Here is an 18,863-nt window from a genome sequence, read left to right as displayed (position 1 = left end):
GCCCTGGGGGTGTCCCGCCGCGCGGCACGAGATGCGCCCATCGCCGAGGGCTGAACGGCATCAATCGCCCCCCCGAACGCGGGGCTACGCTTCCAACTCCACGTCGCCTTCAGGCTCGGCCTGGCAGGCGAGGATGTAGCCATCCTCCCTGTCGCCGTCGCCGAGTGCGTCCTGCACGGGCATCCGAACCGTCCCGCTCCGCAGCCTCACCATGCAGGTTCCGCACGTCCCGGAGCGACAGGCGCTGTCGATGCGGACCTTCGCCTCGTCAGCCACGTCGAGCAGCGTCGCTCCCTCGCGAGCCGTAGACGTCTTACCGGTGTCCAGGAATTTGACCTGACCGACGACCGTGCCGGACTGTCCAGTCCTTCCGGTCGGATCGCGACGGTCGGTTCCGAAGGCCTCTGTCCGTATCTGACCGGCCGGCACGCCCAGATCGAGCAGGACCGCCTTGACCGCGTCCATCATGGGCGTCGGTCCGCAGATGTGGGCGCGGTGGAGCGCGATATCCGGCACGGCGGCCGCGACGAAGCGGGCATCGATGCGACCGGTATGCCCCTTCCAGGCCTCCCTGTCCGGTGCGGACATCGCGACCGAAACGTGAAGCCTGGGATTCCGCTTCCTCAGCGTCTCGATCTCGTCCTTGAAGATGTAGTCCTGCGGGCTTTTGAAGCTGAGGAGGAGGTAGATCGTGCCGGGCCAGTCCGTCTCGGTCAGGTAACGCACGCTGCTCATCATGGGCGTGATCCCGACGCCGCCGCCGATCAGCACGACGGTCGGCCATTCCCTGCCGGAGAACACGAAGCCACCGCTCGGCGCCTCGACCTGGACGCGGTCGCCCGGTCGCATCTCGTCGTGCAGCCAACGGGAGACCGCGCCGTTCTCCTCGCGCTTGACGGTGATCTCGATATGGTCCCGCCACGTCGGCGACGAGGCGATGGTGTACGAGCGGCGGGTCGGAATGCCCTGCCGCGTGATCTCCAGCGTCAGGTACTGCCCGGCCACATGCCGGAAGGGGATCTCGCCGCCCTTCGGATCGACGAAGCGGAACGTCCTGACCGTGCGGGTGACCTGCGCGACGTCGCGCAGTTCCAGCTCGCCGAACCACCGCACCGTCCCGGTCGCCTCGTCGTTCCGCGCGTAGGGCGTTATCGCGGGACGCAGCAGAGAGGTCTCGGGCACGATCTCGACGGGCTTGCGCCGGATTTCGGGCGACGGGAAGCATTTGCCGAAGGCCAGCAGGAGCCGGGGGTCCCCGGAGATCCGGATCTTCCGCCTCGCCAGAGCCCAGACCAAGCTCTTTTCCCTGGCGAGGAACCCGAGCCACGTCTTGGCGTCGGCAATCACACGCAGGTTGGGCTTGTCGACCAAGCCGTCGCGAACGGCGATCTTTCCATCGCGGACGGTGACGGTTGCTTGGCGGCTCTCGGCGCCGGTGAAGGTGAAATGGAAGACCGCGTCGAGATCGCGCGCCTGCGCCCGCTGGAACACGATGGGCATGAAGGTCAGGAGGCCACCGATGGTCCGGGGGGTCATGCCATTGCCGACGGGCTTCACCGTCTTGTGCTTCCACTTGCGTCTGGCGATCTCCTCGGCGTCGGTGCCGGCCACGACGTAGACCGGTTCCGGGCGATCCTGGAGCGGCTTCAGAATTTCGCGCCGGTGCGCGCCTTTATCCTTCAGGTACGAGCCGATGACGTCCTCGCCCGCCGGGCACACGGCGATGCAGTAGGCCGACTTGTAGTTCGCCCCATAGGTCAGGCTCTGCCACATCGAGGCGGTCTCGGGCTCGTTGACCCGCCGGCGATAGTCGAGCGCGTCGCGGGAGTCCGCAATCTGCTCCACCCAGTCGGTGAAGCCGCCCATGAATTCGCGGTAATTGTGGGTGAAGCAGGCCTGGAAATCGAAGGCGCCTTCGAGCTTGATCGCACCGACCGGGCAGGCCGCGACGCAGAGCTTGCATTCCAGACACGGGTTGTAGTCGATGGGCGCGTCGGGGATGTCGATGTCCTGGTCGAGCAGGACCGTGCCCAGCAGGATGAAGTTCCCGAATTTCGGGTGGATGACGTTGCGGTGGATGCCCATCCGGCCGAGACCTGCCGCGACCGCCACGGGCTTGTGAGCCACGATCCAGATGGCGTGCCCGGGGTTCTGGTTCATCTCCATCGGGAAGCCCATGGAGGGGTTGACGGCTCGGATGCCATGATCCTGAAGGCGCGCGACGATGGCGGCGCAGATGGCGTTGGTGTCGTGACCGGCACGGTGGAATTCGAGGTTGGCAACGGACCGCGGCGTCCCGCGAACCGGTGCCTGCGCCATCTTGACGACGATGCTGACGAGGGACCGCGTCCAGGGATAGTGCCGCAGGATCTCGTCCCGCTGCGGCTCAAGCTCGAACCGGCCGATCTCGACGAACCCGACGTCGTCCGCACCGCATTCGAGGGCCAGCTGTCGCAGTTCGCCCGCCCCGAATGGCCTCCTTGCAGCGGCCGGCCCGCTCGATAGCTCGGCGGCACGGAGACGCTTCACCGTGGGATGATCTTCGAGGTTCATCAGGCAGGGATCTCCGCCCCAGGCTGGCTTCGCGATCCGGGATGCTCCGGACGACAGGCGCCGAGCACCCGGCGCCTTCGATGCCGCAAAATAGATGTTATATGTAATCTATAAGTGTCTGCGCTCCGATCCGCAAGCCGGCCTGGGCGCCCTGTGACTTCGCCGGTCGAGATTGCCGCCTTCCGACGTGACCGCGCACCGCCACGACAGGACGCATCAGGACGGATGGTTCGTCGTCTCGAGGCTGGGCCTCCGCCTTGGGGCCTTCGAGGCGCTCCTCCGTGTCGGGGAGGGCGCGGTCTTGCTCGGCGCTGCCAGAGGAGCCACGCCTTCCGCGTGGCAGGCCGCGGCCTTGAGCTTCAACGCAGCGCGACGATCCGGAGCGATCTCCCGGACCCGACCCCGGCGGTGTACGTCCCCTGCCCCCAAGGTCGCCGGTCGCCATGAAGCCCATCGCGTGGCCCCGGCCTTCCGTGATCGTGTCCCCCGGGATGGGCGGCAGCACGGGCCATTGACGATGGAACCGAGCCGGAATAGATGACGACTATCATATCAAAACCCCTCAAAAGGTTACGGGGAATCGCCAATGGACGCGCGATGGATGGTCGGACTGACCGGATTGGCCCTGGCGGCCTGCTCGCCCGCCGAGACAGCGGTCAGCCCCGAGCCGCCCCTGGTGCAGATCGCCGAAGTCGTCCCGAGCCCCGGCGCGGTCTCCCGTTATACGGGCGTGATCCGGGCGCGCACCGAGAGCAACCTCGGCTTCCGGGTGGGAGGCAAGATCTTCGAGCGCCTCGTCGATCCTGGTGACCGCGTGCGCCTCGGCCAGCCGCTGATGCGCCTCGACCGAACCGACTTCACCCTCGCGCTCAACGCGGCGCGCGCTTCCGTCGATGCCGCCCGCGCCCAGATGATCAAGGCCAAGGCCGACGAGGAGCGCAGCCGTAAGCTCGTCTCGGACGGCTGGACCTCCAAGCAGACCTACGACCAGAACAAGGGCGCGGCCGACGCGGCCATCGCCCAGTTCGCCAATGCCGAAGCCCAAGCCAGCCAGATCGAGAACCAAGCGGGGTATGCTGAGCTCAAGGCCGATGCCGACGGCGTCGTCATGGAAGTGCCCTCCTATCCTGGGGAGGTGGTCGCCGCCGGCCAGACCGTGGTCAAGCTCGCTCGCGACGGGGCGCGCGAGGCGGAAGTGTTCATACCCGAGGGCAGCCGGCGCGCCGCTCAGGGCGAGGCTTCCGCCACGCTCTATTCCGAGGACGCGGCGACCTATCCGGCCCGACTGCGCGAATTGTCCGCCACCGCCGACCCGGCCACGCGCACCTACCGGGCGCGCTACATCCTCTCGGGAGACGGCGAGGCGGCGCCGCTCGGCGCCACCGTCACCCTGCAGCTCAAGGCCCATGCGGCGGTCCGCACAGCGAGCGTGGAGGTACCCCTCGCGGCGCTGTTCGACCAGGGCCGCGGCACCGCGGTCTGGCGCTACGACGTCGCGACCGAGACCGTGCGGCCGCAGATGGTGCAGGTCGCCCGAATGGGCGAGGAGCGGGTCGAGATCGTGGCCGGCCTGAACCCCGGCGACCGGATCGTAGCCCTCGGCGCCCATCTCCTCAAAGCCGACCAGAAGGTGCGGCAAGCGCCGGTCAGCATGACCGGGGTGGCCCGATGAGCCGCTTCAACCTCTCGGCCGTGGCCGTCCGCGAGCGGGCCGTCACCCTGTTCCTGCTGATTGCCCTGACGGGTGCCGGCTTCTTCGCCTTCCAAAAGCTCGGGCGTGGCGAGGACCCGAGTTTCGCGGTGAAGACAATGGCCGTCTCGGCCGCATGGCCTGGGGCGACGACCGCCGAGATGCAGCGGCAGGTCGCCGACCCGCTCGAGAAGCGGCTGCAGGAACTCGCTTACTACGACCGTGTCGAGACGACGACCCGGCCCGGACTGTTGCTGATGAAGGTTTTCTTCAAGGACAACATGCCTCCGGCGAAACTTCAGTCGGAGTTCTACCAGACGCGCAAGAAGCTCTCCGACCAGGCTTCCAGCCTGCCGCGCGGCGTGCTCGGGCCGCTGTTCAACGACGAGTTCTCGGACGTCTACTTCTCTCTCTATGCGCTCCAGGCCAGGGGTTTGCCGCACCGTCAACTGGTGCTTCGCGCCGAGGACCTGCGGCAGCGCCTGCTGCGGGTGCCGGGCGTCGAGAAGATCAACATCCTCGGCGAGCAGGCGCAGAAGATCTTCGTCGAGATTTCCTACCAGCGTCTCGCCACGCTCGGCATCAACGGCCAGCAACTGCTGGCGGCGCTCGCCAACCAGAACGATGTGACGCCGGCTGGCTTCGTCGAGGCCGACGGCCCGCGGGTGTACCTGCGCCTGGACGGCGCCATCGACGGGCTCGACGCGATCCGCAACCTCCCGGTGGCCGTCGGCGACCGCAGCCTCAAGCTCGGCGACATCGCCGCGGTGAAGCGCGGCTACGAGGACCCGAAGACCTTCGAGATCCGTAACGACGGCGCGCCGGCCCTGATGCTCGGCCTCGTGATGAAGCCGGGTTACAACGGTCTCAGCCTGGGCGAGGCGCTGAACGCCGAGGAAGTGGCGATCCATCACGAGACACCGACCGGGATCACGTTCAGCAAGATCACCGACCAGGCGAAGGTCATCGACGACGCCATCAACGAGTTCATGGTGAAGTTCTTCACCGCGCTCGGTGTGGTCATCCTTGTGTCGCTGGTGGCTCTGGGCTTCCGGGTCGGCATCGTGGTGGCGCTGGCCGTGCCGCTGACGCTCTCGGCGGTGTTCGTGGTGATGATGGTCACGGGCCGTGACTTCGACCGCATCACCCTCGGCGCCCTCATCATCTCGCTGGGCCTCCTCGTCGACGACGCCATCATCGCCATCGAGATGATGGTGGTGCGCATGGAGGAAGGCGCCGACCGGATCGAGGCCGCGACCTACGCCTGGAGCGCCACGGCCGCGCCGATGCTCACCGGCACGCTGGTCACCATCGCGGGCTTCCTGCCCGTGGGCTTCGCCGCGTCGACGGCGGGCGAGTACGCCGGAAACATCTTCTGGGTGGTGGCCTTCTCGCTGATCGTCTCATGGATCGTGGCCGTGACCTTCACGCCCTATCTCGGCGTCAAGCTCTTGCCCAACATCGAGAAGGTCGAGGGCGGGCACGACGCCATCTACGCCACGAAGAACTACGAACGCCTGCGCCGCGTCGTGCGCCTGTCCGTCGACCATAAGTGGATCGCCGCCGGCATCACGGTGGGGTTGTTCGCACTCGCCGTCGTGGCCATGGGCAAGGTCGAGCAGCAATTCTTCCCGAATTCGGAGCGCCCCGAACTCATCGTCGAGGTCACCCTGCCGGCGGGCTCGGCCTTCGCCACCACCGAGGCCAGCGTCAAGCGGATTGAGGCGGCGGTTCGCGAGTTGCCCGAGGCGCGTGAGATCACGAGCTATATCGGCCAGGGCATGCCGCGCTTCGTGCTCTCTTTCGACCCGGAACTGCCCGATCCCGCCTTCGCGCAGATCGTGGTGCAGACCGCCGATTCCCATGCCCGCGACGCCCTCCGGGGCAAGGTGCGCAAGCTCGTCGAGGACGGCCGCTTTCCTGAAGCCCGTGTGCGGGTCCTCCAGATCGTGTTCGGACCACCGGTCCGCTTCCCCGTCGCCTTCCGCGTCGTGGGACCCGACCTCGACATCATTCGCGGCATCGCCGGTGAGGTCGCCCAAGCGATGGCCACGAACCCCAACATGCGCATGGTCCATCTCGACTGGGGCGACAAGACCCCGAGTCTCCACCTTGCCCTCGACCAAGAGCGCCTGCGCTTGATCGGCTTGACGCCCAAGGAGGCCGGCCAGCAGCTGCAGAGCTACCTCAATGGCACGCCCGCCACCCAGGTCCGGGAGAACCTGCGTTCCGTCGACGTCCTCCTGCGCAGCCCCGGCCCCGAGCGGCGCTCGCTGGGGGAGATCGGCGACCTGACGCTGGCGACGAAGGACGGGCGCCAGGTGCCGGTCTCGCAGGTGGCGCGCTTGGAGAGCCGCACCGAGGATGCGGTCCTGAAGCGCTACAACCGTGAGACCTACATCCGCGTGCAGGGCGACGTGCTCGACGGCAAGCAGCCGCCCGACATCCACGCCCAGGTCGTTCCGCTGCTGGCGCCGATCAAAGCCAAGCTGCCGCCGGGCTACCGCATCGACACGGCAGGCTCCGTGGAGGAGAGCGAGAAGGCGATGCTGTCGCTGGTGGCGGTGTTCCCCATCATGCTCATCGTGACGCTGACGGTGATCATGATCCAGGTGCGCTCGTTCGCCACCATGTTCATGGTCTTTGCCACCGCACCGCTGGGCCTCGTCGGCGCCGCGCCGACCCTGTTGGTCTTCCACCAACCCTTCGGCTTCAACGCGATCCTCGGGCTGATCGCGCTGTCGGGCATCCTCATGCGGAACACGCTGATCTTGGTGGACCAGATCCACCACGACCAAGCGGCGGGCCTCGGGGATTATGAGGCCATCGTGGAATCGACCGTGCGCCGGGCGCGGCCCGTCATCCTGACGGCGGCGGCTGCGATGCTGGCCTTCATCCCGTTGACCCACTCGGTGTTCTGGGGTGCGCTAGCCTACGTTCTCATCGGCGGCGTCGGTGTCGGTACGGTCCTGACGCTCCTGTTCCTGCCCGCCCTGTACGCCCTGTGGTTCCGGGTGCAGCGGCCGGAAAAGGCCGTCGCAGGGCCGGCCGTGGTCACCGTCGACGGAGCGGCCGTAACGCCCCGCTCGACGTAAGGACGCCGTCTCCAGAGACGTCCAGAAGATCGCACGCGCTTCCAAATTCGCGTGTGATGGCCCGGCGGGCCCGTATCTGCCCCCCCACGGGCCCGCCGGGATCATTGATCGTACCCGCACGCCGTCGCCCCTGTGGACCGCCGCTCGTGTGCATCGGGACCCTGCAAAAGGCGGACGGGATCCTGAAGATCCAACGCCAGCATGACGCGATCAAGATTGCTTTCTCGCGCGCCGATCGTCCACCGCCGCAACGCGGATCCATGGAGCCGAACGGGCGGATCCCGGAACCGTCCCCGCCGCCGCAGCTTCCGGCCCTGGAGCTTGGCGGCAGCGCCCCCGCGCTCAAGGTCGTGGGGAGGCTCTGGCACGGGGTCATGCCGGGCAGCCTTTCGGTTCGCCGATCTCGCCCCCTCGAGAAGGCTCCCCGGCGCGGCGAGGCGCGGCGAGGTCCATCATCACGGCAGCCGGGCGTCGGATCTGTCGCCGGAGAACGTCCACGCGATCCGGCGCAGGCCTCAGCCGCGACGCGGTCTCAGGGGCGGGTCAGGAGGACGGGCCCGCTGTCGATCCGGATGCGCAGCACAGCGTAGGGCTTGCGGCGAAGGTCGCGGCCTTCGTGGAAGCCCGCTTGCCGGTGCAACTGGTTGGCGGTGAAGTACAGGTAACCGTCGCGCCCGATCGACAGCGTATCGGGCCAGCTGATGGCCGGATCGGTGACCACGGTGGACCACTTGCCCTGGTCGAGCACACGGATGGCGTTGTGCTCGTAATCGCCGGCGAAGACCCGGCCGCGATCGTCTTCGGCGATCCCGTCCGAGGCGCCCTTGGCGCCCATGTCGCGGATCTGGCCGGCGAGATCAGCCTCGCTCACCCGGGGATCGCGCAAGGCGGCGGTCGGCACGGCATAGAGCGTCCGGCCGGAGAGCGGGCCGTAATAGAGCAGCGACCCGTCCGCCGAGAGCGCGATGGCATCGCTGGCGACGCGGACCGGCTTCGCCGGCCCGTTGGCGGGGCGGTTCATCAGCGGCTCGCCATCGACGACGGGGGTGAAGTCGGGCTCAGGCGCGGTGCTCGCATGGCCGGAGAGGCGGCGGAATGCCTTTCCGGTGGCGAGGTCCACCACGATGATCCCGCCGATGCCCGCGTTGGAACTGTCGGTGATGTAGGCGACGCCGGCCTCACCCTGGCGCAGGTCGAAGCGGACGTCGTTGAGATAGGTCGTCGGCAAAACGACGCTGTCGGGCAGGACGATGGTGCGGACGATCGTGTTCGTGGCCAAGTCGATCGCCACCAGCTTGGCACCGCCCGGCTGCGGCGTGCGGAAGCCGGGCGCGGCCGTATCCAGCACCCAGAGCCGGTTCGCGCCGTCGGCGACGACGCTCTGCACGGAGATGAAATGCGCGGCCGGGGCGGCCGGATCGGGCTGGTTCGTCGCGAGATCGGGATAGGGCACCGTCGTCCCGTTCACCACCTCCCCCACGGTGAAGGGCGCGTTGTCGCCCCATTGCGGGAAATTCACGAACATCCGCCCGTTGGGCGCGACAGTGATGCCCGTCGGCATGGCGCCGTCGAATTGTGCGACCTGCTCGATGGCAGGCGCCGGCGCGGTGGAGGGCTCGGCCGCGCGCGCCGCGTCGTTCGCAAGCGCGATGGACAATGCCGCCGCCAGGGTGGCGGTGAGACTCTTCATGATGTCCTCTCCCCCCGACGCCGCGTCGAGGCCTGTCGTTAGGCGCAGCAGGTAAGACGTCGGCACCGGTCGGCAATGGCGGGATTGAACGGCTCCAGCACCGGCGCGAGCCGCCCTGCGGCGAGATCCGCGGAGACGTAGGACCGGCCGAACCGTGCGAGGCCGGCGCCGCCGAGCGCCATCAGGCGCACCACGTCGCCGGACAGGCCCTCGTGCTCGGCGAGATCGACGCGCATCCGCGGATGTGCCGCGAGAGATCGCGGCCGGACCGGCAGGATGACCTGGGTGCCGAACGGGACCGAGGCGTTCACCCGGAGCCGGGCGCTCGGCTCGGCTGTCCCTCGGCCCCTGACGACTTGCAGGCGTCCGCGCGCTGGTCGCGCAGGCTGCGCAGGCCGGCGAGGCTGATCTCCTCCGTGATGGCCTCGTGCCATCTGTCGAGCAGGCGGATGCTGAATCGTCGGCCGTTCAGGATGCTCTTGAGCACATCGCCATTCAGCGAAATCACCCCGATTTCCTGCATCTGCGCCGTGGGAAACATTGCGTTCGATACCGGCCCGTCGTCGACCCGATACTGATAGTTGAGGATGGAATTCTTCGGCAGACCCGTCACCTCGAGCCGGTCGCCGACGATCTGGATGCGCGATCGGGTCTTCGGCGCCAGGATGCAGTCAGCGTCCCCGCTCGACGGGTGACCGGCCTTCCTGAGCACCCAGTCGCCCTCGCTGGCGACCGTCTGTCCCGCATCCTCGGCGGCGCCCAGGGGGGAGGCCAAGCAGGCCGCGACGGCGAAGAGTGCAACCCTCATGAACGACATCCTCGTCTCACACGTCGGTTCGGTCCTGGACCCAACATCGTTCTCCAAGCCGGGCTGTCGATCTGAGACACATTCGCCCGGTCACCCCGGCAGGCGATGGCTGGCAGATCCGCCCCAAGACCGGCCGGCAGCGTGGTCCGCGACCGCCCACGCGCCCTTACAGCAGCAGCCCCGGGAGACCTGTGGTCAGGCGCGCGAGGACGCGCCGGACGTGCCTGTTCGCTCCACCCCCGGCTCGGGAGCAGGCCGGCCGCAATCCACTCGACCAAGGCTCTCAGGCGATCACCGGCGCCTGCCGGTTCCGGCCGACGATGGTCAGGCTGCCTCGACGTGGGTGAAGCGGAGAAGCTGACGCCGGTCGGCGCGTCGGCTTCCGCCCCGCTTGGGCGGCCCTGCGGCCCGCTTGCAGGCGTCCAGACGGCGCGCCGTCAGAACACGGCGTGGTCGCCGCGCTCGGCAACGGCCTCGCCTCGGATCACGCGCGCATAATAGTCGAAGAGAGTTTCAGAGCCGGTCGACGGTGTGGCGCGCGCATCATATTGCCCCGTCACCGGATCCAGAACGAGCATGGATTCCGTCGCGTAGTAGCGCCCGATGCGCGCGAGTTCGGCCTTGGCTGCCATGGTCGGAACCAGCCGTCCGAGCATGGCCAGAGTGACTATGATGACGTCCAGAAGGGCTACGGGCACATGCGTGAATCGCGCTTCGCGCCCGAGCAAGGCGAAGAGCTGCTCGCCCTGCGCCTTCGGGGTCACGGCTTCGCCCGGGCCGCCGATCGGCAGCACGCGATTGCGCCGGTCCGGGTCGTCGAGGCACTCGGCAATGTAGGTGCCCAAGTCGTCGTCGCTGATCGGTTTGCAGGCCGTCAGCGTACCGTCGCCGAAAATCAGGAACGACTTCCCGCGTTTCAAACGATCAATTTGCCCCGAGAGCGATTTGAAGAAGGCCGTTGGTCGTACGATCGTGTAATCGAGGCCCGACCCGGCCAGAACGCCCTCGAACGCGCGCTTGGCGTGCTGGAACGCCAGGACCGGCTTCTGGACGCAGATCGCCGAGAGAAGGATGACGTGGGTCACGCCGGCCGCCTTCCCGGCGTGCAACGCACTCACATGCGCGCGATAATCGATCGCCCAGGCGTCGTCGGGCAAGCCCGTGCGCGAGGCGAGACACGAGACCAGGACGTCGAACGGCTCGCCGCGGAAACCCGCCTCGGCGAGGGACGATGGATCGGTCACATCCACCACCCTTGCGGTCGCGCCCGGAGGCAGTCGGGAGCACGCGGGCGGCCCTGACGGGTCGTCGATGTCGGCGCGACGCCTGACGAAGCAGACCACGTCATGGCCCCGTGACACCAGCGCGCGCACCGTCGCGCGCCCGATCGTCCCGGTGCCACCGAGCACGGCGACGCGTCGCGGGCGCAACGCGTCCGATTGGTCTCCGGTCACGCTCACCTTATCCAGCCACTCAGGGTTCCGGCATGTCCGGTCGTTGTGACGAGACCGTATCGATCCACCCGAACAGGAGGCCGCCTTCGCAGCCTGGATTGCCACGGGTGTGGGCGAAGGGTCAGCGCGTCATGCCGGCGTCATAGCACGGAGCGCGCCGCCGGCGCCCGCTCTCGCGGCAGCGGGACAGTCAGGGCCGCAGCCTACCTGCGAGGACGTCGGTGGCTGCGTGGACCAGCCGGTGTCGGTGTATTGGTCCGGTTCTCGTCGAACAGCTTGCGCCAACGGATCAGCCGCTCAGGTGCGAGGCTGCCGTCCGCGACGGCAGCCTGCACGGCGCACCCGGGTTCGCTTGTGTGGGTGCAGTCGCGGTATCGGCACAGGGGCGCGCGTTCGATGATCTCGGCGAACAGCGTTTCGATCCCTTCCGCGGCGCCGCTGACGTGCAGCGTGCGCATCCCCGGCGTGTCGATGACCCAGCCGCCGTCGGCGATGGCATGCAGCGAACGCGACGTGGTCGTATGGCGTCCCTTGGCATCGTGCTCGCGAATGCCGCCGGTCAGCTGGGCCTGGGCCTGACCGGGACCGACCAGCGTGTTCACCAGCGTCGATTTGCCGACGCCGGAGGAGCCGACCAGCGCCACCGTCTGCCCCAGCCCACACCACGGAGCGAGGGCGTCTGCAGCCGCGGAGAGACGGGGGTTGAGGGTTACGACGTCGAGCCCGCGCTGCAACTCGGACGCTTGGCGCTGGTAGGTTCCCAGATCGGCTGTCGTGTCGGCCTTGGTGAGGAGGATCACCGGAATTGTGCCGCCTTGATTGGCCAGAGCCAGATAGCGCTCCAGTCGCGCCGGATTGAAATCCGCGTTGCAGGAGGTGACGATGAACAGCGTGTCGACATTGGCCGCAGCGGCCTGAAGGGTCCGGCTGCCTTCGGTGCGGCGCTCCATGACCGTCCTGCGGCTGAGACGGCGATGCACGGTCTGGGTTCGCGGATCGACGAGAACCCAATCGCCCACGGTGAAGTCGCTCGTGCTGGCGTGGATCGCGAGCGTCAGTTCGACGGATCCGGCCTCCGACAGGGCGGTCAAGCGAGACCGGTGAAGCGTCGCGATCCGCATCGGGGCGAGATCGGCCTCGTGGGGTTCACGCTGGACTTCGAAGAAGTCGGACCAGCCCAAGCTTGCAAGCGACAGGGGCTGGAAGGAAGGCGGATGATCGATCACCGCCCTGCCCATGACATGGCATCCTGCGCCTGGCCAGCCCTCCACCGCCAGGCGCACGTCGATGCCCGGCCGAGTGCAAGGACCGTCGGCCTGCGCCGTCTCCCTGCGCCGCCTCCCTTGGCCATACCCACGGGAGGCGGACGGTCGTGTCGCCGCGCGGGTCAATCGGGAGCGGCCGCGAAGGCGCGCGCCCCAATGCCCGGATGAGCCAGTCTCCGGCCCATTCATAAGATTAGCACTTCCACTCGGTGAGTGCTAACAATGCGTCGATCGGGCGGCGATGACAGTCTCGCCGTAGCCTTTCCCGCGACAGCGCCAATCATGTCGGTTGGATCTCGCTTGGGAACGATCAGGATACCACGATGAAATTCCGTCCGCTGCACGACCGCGTGGTCCTCCGTCGCATCGAAGGCGAGGAGAAGACCAAGGGCGGCATCATCATTCCCGATACGGTCAAGGAGAAGCCGCAGGAGGGCGAGGTCGTCGCCGCAGGACCGGGCGTGCGCGACGAGGCGGGCAAGATCAACCCGCTCGAGGTGAAGGCCGGCGACCGCGTCCTGTTCGGCAAGTGGTCCGGCACCGAGGTCAAGATCGACGGTCAGGACCTCCTGATCATGAAGGAATCCGACATCCTGGGCATCGTCGCCTAGCGCGGATCAGGCCGCTCAGAGCCTCACGACGATCTGCCCTTCGAGGCGCCCGCTGTGGCGCGCCTCAGGGCCAAACGACAGATGACGAGTGCTCCACCATGTCCGCCAAAGACGTTCGCTTTTCGGTCGATGCCCGCGAGAAGATGCTGCGCGGTGTCGAATTGCTCGCCAGTGCGGTGAAGGTGACGCTGGGCCCGAAGGGCCGCAACGTCGTGATCGAGAAGAGCTTCGGCGCCCCGCGCATCACCAAGGACGGCGTCACCGTCGCCAAGGAGATCGAGCTCGTCGACAAGTTCGAGAACATGGGCGCCCAGATGGTGCGCGAAGTGGCCTCCAAGTCGAGCGACACCGCCGGTGACGGCACGACGACCGCGACCGTTCTCGCGGCCTCCATCGTCCGGGAGGGCGTGAAGTACGTCGCCGCCGGCATGAACCCGATGGACCTGAAGCGCGGCATCGATCTGGCCGTGGCCGCGGTCGTGAAGGATATCGGCGCGCGCTCCCGCAAGGTCGCCTCGTCCGAGGAGATCGCCCAGGTCGGCACGATCTCCGCCAACGGCGACAAGGAGATCGGCGAGATGATCGCCCACGCCATGCAGAAGGTGGGCAACGAGGGCGTCATCACCGTCGAGGAGGCCAAGACCGCCGAGACCGAACTCGACGTCGTCGAAGGCATGCAGTTCGACCGCGGCTACCTGTCCCCGTACTTCATCACGAATGCGGAGAAGATGGTCGCCGAGCTCGAGGATCCCTACATCCTCATCCACGAGAAGAAGCTCTCCTCGCTCCAGGCCATGCTGCCGGTGCTCGAGGCCGTGGTCCAGACCGGCAAGCCGCTCCTGATCATCGCCGAGGACATCGAGGGCGAGGCGCTGGCCACCCTGGTGGTGAACAAGCTGCGCGGCGGCCTGAAGGTCGCGGCCGTGAAGGCGCCGGGCTTCGGTGACCGCCGCAAGGCGATGCTCGAGGACATCGCGATCCTGACCAAGGGCCAGATGATCGCCGAGGACCTCGGCATCAAGCTCGAGAACGTGACGCTCCCGATGCTCGGCCGCGCCAAGCGCGTGCGGATCGAGAAGGAGACCACCACGATCATCGACGGCGCCGGCGAGAAGGCCGACATCGAGGGCCGGATCAGCCAGATCAAGGCGCAGATCGAGGAGACCACCTCGGACTACGACCGCGAGAAGCTCCAAGAGCGTCTGGCCAAGCTCGCGGGCGGCGTCGCGGTGATCCGCGTCGGCGGTTCGACCGAGGTCGAGGTCAAGGAGAAGAAGGACCGCGTCGACGACGCGCTGCACGCCACCCGCGCGGCGGTCGAGGAAGGCATCGTCCCCGGCGGCGGCACCGCGCTCCTGCGCGCCAAGGCCGCCGTCCAGGGGCTCGCGAACGACAACCCCGACGTCCAGGCCGGCATCAAGATCGTCCTCAAGGCCCTTGAGGCCCCGATCCGTCAGATCGCCCAGAACTCGGGCGTCGAGGGCTCGATCGTGGTCGGTAAGATCCTGGCCAACAGCTCGGAGACCTACGGCTTCAACGCCCAGACCGAAGAGTATGTCGACATGCTCAAGGCCGGCATCGTCGACCCGGCCAAGGTGGTGCGCGCGGCCATTCAGGGCGCGGCCTCGGTCGCCGGCCTGCTGGTGACCACCGAGGCGATGATCTCCGAGGCGCCGCGCAAGGAGGCTCCGGCCATGCCCGCCGGCGGCGGCATGGGCGGCATGGGCGGCATGGATTTCTAACCGGCCGAAACAGATCCGAAGCGCCCTCCGGCACGCCGACAGGCGGATCGCCGGAGGGCGCTTCGGCGCAACACGAGGGGGTGGATCGACCGGCTGGATCGACCGGCTGGACCGACCTTCTGTCGCTATCGACCGCTGCCGCCCCCGCCGGGCTGAAACCGGCAAGCTTGTGCCGTTCGCTCCGGGCGCCTCATCCTCGTGACGGATGCGTTGGCTCGCAGGGCGATCGCGCCGACGAGGGCCCTGCGAAATTCGTCCTGTCGGCATGACCCGCGCCGATCTCGCGGTTGCCATCGAGGAGAGAGCACATGCGCATTCTTGTCGGCTGCGAGATGACTTAGATGGGGTATTCGGGGTGCCTCGCGCGGCGGAAGCGGCGGCATGATGGCGCTTCGATCCAATCCCGGAGCCCCACCATGAGCGAGCAGCACCACGTCGGCCTCGATGTCTCCGTGAAGGAGACCGCAATCTGCATCGTCGATCCCCATGGTAAGGTCGTGCACCGGGCCACCGTCGAGAGCCATCCCGAGGTGATCGGCCGGCACCTGATCGACCTCGGCCACAGCTACGCGCGTGTCGGCCTGGAGGCGGGACCGCTCTCACCGTGGCTCTACGCCGGCCTGGTCGAAGCCGGACTGCCGGCGATCTGCGTCGAGACCCGCCACATGCATGCGGCCCTCTCGGCCCGCATCAACAAGACCGACCGCAACGACGCGATGGGCATAGCCCAGATGATGCGGGTCGGCCTGTTCAAGCCGGTCCACGTCAAAACGCCGGCCAGCCAGCAACGCCGCCTGCTCCTGACCTCGCGCAAGCTGCTTCAGCGCAAGGCTTACGACATCGAGAGCGACCTGCGCGGCCAACTGCGCAACTTCGGCCTCAAAGTCGGTGTCGTGGGGGCTGCCGGTTTCGAGCAGCGCGTACGCGACCTCGTGCTCGATCTGCCCTTCGTCGCGGCCGTGGTCCTGCCGCTGCTGGAGGCGCGCTCGGCGCTGCGGACCCAACTGGCCAAGCTGCACAAAATGCTGCTGGACCAGGTCCGCACCGACCCGGTCTGCCGGCGCTTGATGACCGCGCCCGGCGTCGGGCCGGTCGTGGCGTTGACCTACCGTACCTGCGTCGACAACCCAGCCCGCTTCGGACGATCGCAATGCGTCGGGGCGCATTATGGTCTGACGCCGCGGCTCTACCAGTCCGGCGAGACGAAGCGGGTCGGCCGAGTCTCGAAGTGCGGCGACACGATGATGCGCGCCGCACTGTATGAGGCCGCGCTCGTGCTGCTGACTGGCCCTCGGGTTCGATGGTCCTCGCTGAAGGTCTGGGGGCTGGCTGTGGCCAAGCGCAGAGGCATGCAGAAGGCCCTCGTGGCCGTCGCCCGCAAGCTGGCGATCGTGCTGCATCGGATGTGGCGCGACGAGAAGGATTTCCGCTGGTCGACCGAAGCCGCGACGGCGGCCTGAAGCTTACGGATCAGCATCACGTAACACCGAGCTCCTCCGGCGTGGAGGAGGTCCCTGTGGGGACGATGGGAGCGGGTGAGACCGAGGAAACTCGAGCGTCGGTTCTGCCGGGCGCGCGGCTTAGATGGATCCGCCCACTCCCTCTAACCCCATCATGAGGCGGCGCTCGCCGACCTCGGAGAGAAGCAAGAGCTCCACAGGGCCGATCACGCGTCGAACCAGGATGCGCACGAAAGGGCGTTGACCGATGAACCCCGAATAGAGAACGAGTTTCCACAGCCCACGCCCGTCATCGCGACGCTCAACGTCCACGCATCGCGCTTCCCTGACCTCGAACGGCCCGATTACCTGATCACGAGCCCGGCCGTTCCCCTGGAGGGCTATCGCGACAGCTTCGGGAATTGGTGCTCCCGTATGGTCGCTCCGGCGGGGCGCTTCATGCTCAAGACCGACACGGTCGTGCGGGACCACGGCAGCGGGGATCTGCAGGAACTCGACGCTCCGGAGATCCCGGTCGAGAAGCTGCCTTCGGACAGCGTGCTGTTTCTCCTCGGCAGCCGGTACTGCGAGACGGATCGCCTCTCCGCTATCGCGTGGGATCTGTTCGGACATGTCCCGCCCGGCTGGGGACGGGTGCAGGCGATCTGCGACTATGTGCATGATCGGATCGCCTTCGGGTATGAGCACGCGCGTGCAACCCGCACGGCCTTCGATGTCTTCGAGGAGCAGCGGGGCGTCTGCCGCGACTATGCGCATTTGGCGATCGCGTTCTGCCGCTGCCTCAACATCCCGACGCGCTACTGCAACGGCTATGTCAGCGACATCGGCCTGCCGCTGCCGCATGCGCCCGGTGATTTCGCCGCCTGGATGGAAGTGTATCTCGGTGGCCGTTGGCATACCTTCGACCCTCGCAACAACAGCTCCCGGATCGGCCGGATCCTGATCGCCTATGGGCGCGACGCCGCGGACGTGCCGTTGACGCTCACCTTCGGGCCCAACGATCTCACCGGGTTTCGCGTGACGACGGAAGAAGCGCCCGGCCCGGCCTGAACCGGCGCCGTATCGAAGCCGAGCACAGCCGATTCGGCCGATCGACCGCAGGATGGTGGCGCTGCGGCGTCGCGCAGCCGTCGATCTGACAAGGCAGGAACGGGCGGGCGACCCGGCTGCCCGGCCGGCGCGCTCCGTGTCCGTTGCCGGACCTCGGGCGGGCCTCGACGCATGGCGATGATGGGCCTGACGCCGAAGGTCTGCTTCAATGCGGCGCAACGGCCGACGCGATTGGCGGCCGGCCGGAACGACGTAGAGTGCGCCCGGGTCAAGGCGCTGCGCAGGATCCCTCGTGAGCCCGGACCAGAACCACGACGAGGGCGAGGACGAGGGCGAGGATTGGCGCTCCGTCAGCACGCGCCGGCCTGACACGGGAAGCCTCAGCCGCGCCCGGAGCCGCGCGCGCGAACCCGGTCGCGGGCGAACCGCGGATGATCCGGCCCAGATCCCGGCCCTGGGGTGGAAGGACGTCCTCTGGAGGATCCTGTACTCCTTCCCGCGCGACCGCATCTTCACCACGGCCGGGGGCGTCGCCTTCTTCACCCTTCTGTCAACCTTCCCGGCTTTGGCGACCATCGTGTCGGTCTACAGCCTGTTCTCCGACCCGCACGTCATCAGCGAGCACCTGAGCCTCCTCTCGGGCGTCCTGCCGAGCGGCGTCCTCGCCCTCCTGTCCGACCAGCTCATACGCGTCGCCCAGCAGAGCGCCGGCGCGCTCAGCACGGCCTCGCTGGTGAGCGTGTTGATCGCCTTCTGGAGTGCGAACTCGGGCGTGAGCGCCCTCTTCGATGCGCTCAATGTGATCTACAGGGAGCGGGAGAAGCGTTCGCTGGTGCGCTTCTATGCCACCACCTTCCTGTTCACGTTGAGCGGCATCGTGTTCGCCCTGACGGCCACCGGATTGGTCGTCATCCTGCCGCTCGCGCTCGACCAGCTCGGCCTGGGCGTGCTGACCGACGTCACGCTGCGCCTCGTGCGCTGGCCGGGGCTGCTGATCCTCGTCAGCCTCGGCCTGGCCGTGACGTATCGGTACGGACCCAGCCGGCGCGAGGCCAAGTGGCGGTGGGTGAGTTGGGGCGGCGTCGCCGCGGCCATCACCTGGGTTTGTGCCTCGGTCTCGTTCTCCTGGTACGTGGCCAGCTTCGACAGCTACAACAGGATCTACGGTTCGCTCGGCGCAGGCGTCGGGTTCATGACGTGGATCTGGTTCTCGGTCGTGATCGTGCTTCTGGGGGCCAAGTTGAACGCCGAGATCGAACGCCAGACGGCGCGCGACAGCACGCGGGGGCAGCCGAAGCCGCTCGGCTCGCGCGAGGCCCATGCGGCCGACACCATCGGACCGACCGAGGGCTGAATGGGGTGCCGGCACGGTCAAGAGGACCGGCCTGAATCTCGGGCCTGTCGCAGGCGTCGGGATCTCACGCCCGGCTGAGCGTCACGCGCGA

The 18,863-nt window shown here is 67.7% G+C and carries 13 protein-coding genes; 7 read left to right on the top strand and 6 right to left on the bottom strand.

Annotated features, from left to right (window positions below; all coding sequences use genetic code 11):
* Nucleotides 1-84: 84 nt before the first annotated feature.
* Nucleotides 85-2,553, bottom strand: a complete 2,469-nt coding sequence (locus PQI07_RS11685; RefSeq protein ID WP_274926665.1) for a 2Fe-2S iron-sulfur cluster-binding protein — start codon at nucleotides 2,551-2,553, stop codon at nucleotides 85-87.
* A 586-nt stretch (nucleotides 2,554-3,139) separates the two neighbouring features.
* Here PQI07_RS11685 and PQI07_RS11680 point away from each other — a divergent pair.
* Together PQI07_RS11680 and PQI07_RS11675 are read left to right on the top strand one after the other, a co-directional pair.
* Nucleotides 3,140-4,225, top strand: coding sequence for an efflux RND transporter periplasmic adaptor subunit (locus PQI07_RS11680; protein ID WP_043759408.1), 1,086 nt, complete (start codon nucleotides 3,140-3,142; stop codon nucleotides 4,223-4,225).
* Nucleotides 4,222-7,338, top strand: coding sequence for an efflux RND transporter permease subunit (locus tag PQI07_RS11675; RefSeq protein ID WP_274926664.1), 3,117 nt, complete (start codon nucleotides 4,222-4,224; stop codon nucleotides 7,336-7,338). Before PQI07_RS11680 ends, PQI07_RS11675 begins: the two co-directional genes overlap by 4 nt.
* A 532-nt stretch (nucleotides 7,339-7,870) precedes the next feature.
* On the opposite strand, the gene PQI07_RS11670 is transcribed toward PQI07_RS11675, so the two are convergent.
* The 5 genes from PQI07_RS11670 to rsgA all read right to left on the bottom strand — a co-directional run bounded on the left by PQI07_RS11670 (nucleotide 7,871) and on the right by rsgA (nucleotide 12,528).
* Nucleotides 7,871-9,028, bottom strand: a complete 1,158-nt coding sequence (locus PQI07_RS11670) for an L-dopachrome tautomerase-related protein (RefSeq protein ID WP_274926663.1) — start codon at nucleotides 9,026-9,028, stop codon at nucleotides 7,871-7,873.
* A gap of 38 nt (nucleotides 9,029-9,066) precedes the next feature.
* Nucleotides 9,067-9,339: a type 2 periplasmic-binding domain-containing protein gene (locus tag PQI07_RS11665; protein WP_274926662.1), complete on the bottom strand. Its 273-nt coding sequence runs from the start codon at nucleotides 9,337-9,339 to the stop codon at nucleotides 9,067-9,069.
* A complete protein-coding gene (locus PQI07_RS11660; RefSeq protein ID WP_274926661.1) occupies nucleotides 9,336-9,836 on the bottom strand; it encodes a hypothetical protein in 501 nt (166 codons plus the stop codon). Before PQI07_RS11660 ends, PQI07_RS11665 begins: the two co-directional genes overlap by 4 nt.
* Nucleotides 9,837-10,273: 437 nt before the next feature.
* The gene (locus PQI07_RS11655) at nucleotides 10,274-11,245 is read right to left on the bottom strand and encodes an NAD(P)H-binding protein (protein ID WP_274927707.1); all 972 of its coding nucleotides are present in this window, start codon (nucleotides 11,243-11,245) and stop codon (nucleotides 10,274-10,276) included.
* Nucleotides 11,246-11,493: 248 nt separating this feature from the next.
* Nucleotides 11,494-12,528: a ribosome small subunit-dependent GTPase A gene (rsgA, locus tag PQI07_RS11650; protein WP_043356834.1), complete on the bottom strand. Its 1,035-nt coding sequence runs from the start codon at nucleotides 12,526-12,528 to the stop codon at nucleotides 11,494-11,496.
* Between the two features lie 350 nt (nucleotides 12,529-12,878).
* Here rsgA and PQI07_RS11645 point away from each other — a divergent pair, with 350 nt between their 5' ends.
* The 5 genes from PQI07_RS11645 (at nucleotide 12,879) to PQI07_RS11625 (ending at nucleotide 18,772) form a co-directional block, all read left to right on the top strand.
* Nucleotides 12,879-13,166, top strand: coding sequence for a co-chaperone GroES (locus PQI07_RS11645; RefSeq protein ID WP_043356833.1), 288 nt, complete (start codon nucleotides 12,879-12,881; stop codon nucleotides 13,164-13,166).
* A gap of 98 nt (nucleotides 13,167-13,264) precedes the next feature.
* Complete coding sequence (gene groL, locus PQI07_RS11640) at nucleotides 13,265-14,908, top strand: chaperonin GroEL (protein WP_091994949.1); 1,644 nt, start codon at nucleotides 13,265-13,267, stop codon at nucleotides 14,906-14,908.
* 416 nt (nucleotides 14,909-15,324) lie between these two features.
* Complete coding sequence (locus PQI07_RS11635) at nucleotides 15,325-16,368, top strand: IS110 family RNA-guided transposase (protein ID WP_274926645.1); 1,044 nt, start codon at nucleotides 15,325-15,327, stop codon at nucleotides 16,366-16,368.
* A 240-nt stretch (nucleotides 16,369-16,608) separates the two neighbouring features.
* Nucleotides 16,609-17,418 (top strand): transglutaminase-like domain-containing protein, encoded by an 810-nt coding sequence (locus tag PQI07_RS11630; protein WP_446720947.1) that lies wholly within the window; start codon nucleotides 16,609-16,611, stop codon nucleotides 17,416-17,418.
* A gap of 292 nt (nucleotides 17,419-17,710) precedes the next feature.
* Complete coding sequence (locus tag PQI07_RS11625) at nucleotides 17,711-18,772, top strand: YihY/virulence factor BrkB family protein (RefSeq protein WP_043356828.1); 1,062 nt, start codon at nucleotides 17,711-17,713, stop codon at nucleotides 18,770-18,772.
* Nucleotides 18,773-18,863: the final 91 nt, after the last annotated feature.

Source organism: Methylobacterium sp. 092160098-2 (assembly GCF_028920805.1).
Classification (GTDB): domain Bacteria; phylum Pseudomonadota; class Alphaproteobacteria; order Rhizobiales; family Beijerinckiaceae; genus Methylobacterium; species Methylobacterium fujisawaense.
The sequence above is the reverse complement of the archived record's forward strand: the minus strand, read 5'-3'. Positions and strand labels throughout refer to the sequence as shown.

Bases quoted from the DNA above. Each gene is read 5' to 3' on its own strand.
- PQI07_RS11685 (WP_274926665.1), bottom strand. From the start codon at position 2,553: ATGAACCTCGAAGATCATCCCACGGTGAAGCGTCTCCGTGCCGCCGAG.
- PQI07_RS11680 (WP_043759408.1), top strand. From the start codon at position 3,140: ATGGACGCGCGATGGATGGTCGGACTGACCGGATTGGCCCTGGCGGCC.
- PQI07_RS11675 (WP_274926664.1), top strand. From the start codon at position 4,222: ATGAGCCGCTTCAACCTCTCGGCCGTGGCCGTCCGCGAGCGGGCCGTC.
- PQI07_RS11670 (WP_274926663.1), bottom strand. From the start codon at position 9,028: ATGAAGAGTCTCACCGCCACCCTGGCGGCGGCATTGTCCATCGCGCTT.
- PQI07_RS11660 (WP_274926661.1), bottom strand. From the start codon at position 9,836: ATGAGGGTTGCACTCTTCGCCGTCGCGGCCTGCTTGGCCTCCCCCCTG.
- rsgA (WP_043356834.1), bottom strand. From the start codon at position 12,528: ATGGGCAGGGCGGTGATCGATCATCCGCCTTCCTTCCAGCCCCTGTCG.
- PQI07_RS11645 (WP_043356833.1), top strand. From the start codon at position 12,879: ATGAAATTCCGTCCGCTGCACGACCGCGTGGTCCTCCGTCGCATCGAA.
- groL (WP_091994949.1), top strand. From the start codon at position 13,265: ATGTCCGCCAAAGACGTTCGCTTTTCGGTCGATGCCCGCGAGAAGATG.
- PQI07_RS11635 (WP_274926645.1), top strand. From the start codon at position 15,325: ATGAGCGAGCAGCACCACGTCGGCCTCGATGTCTCCGTGAAGGAGACC.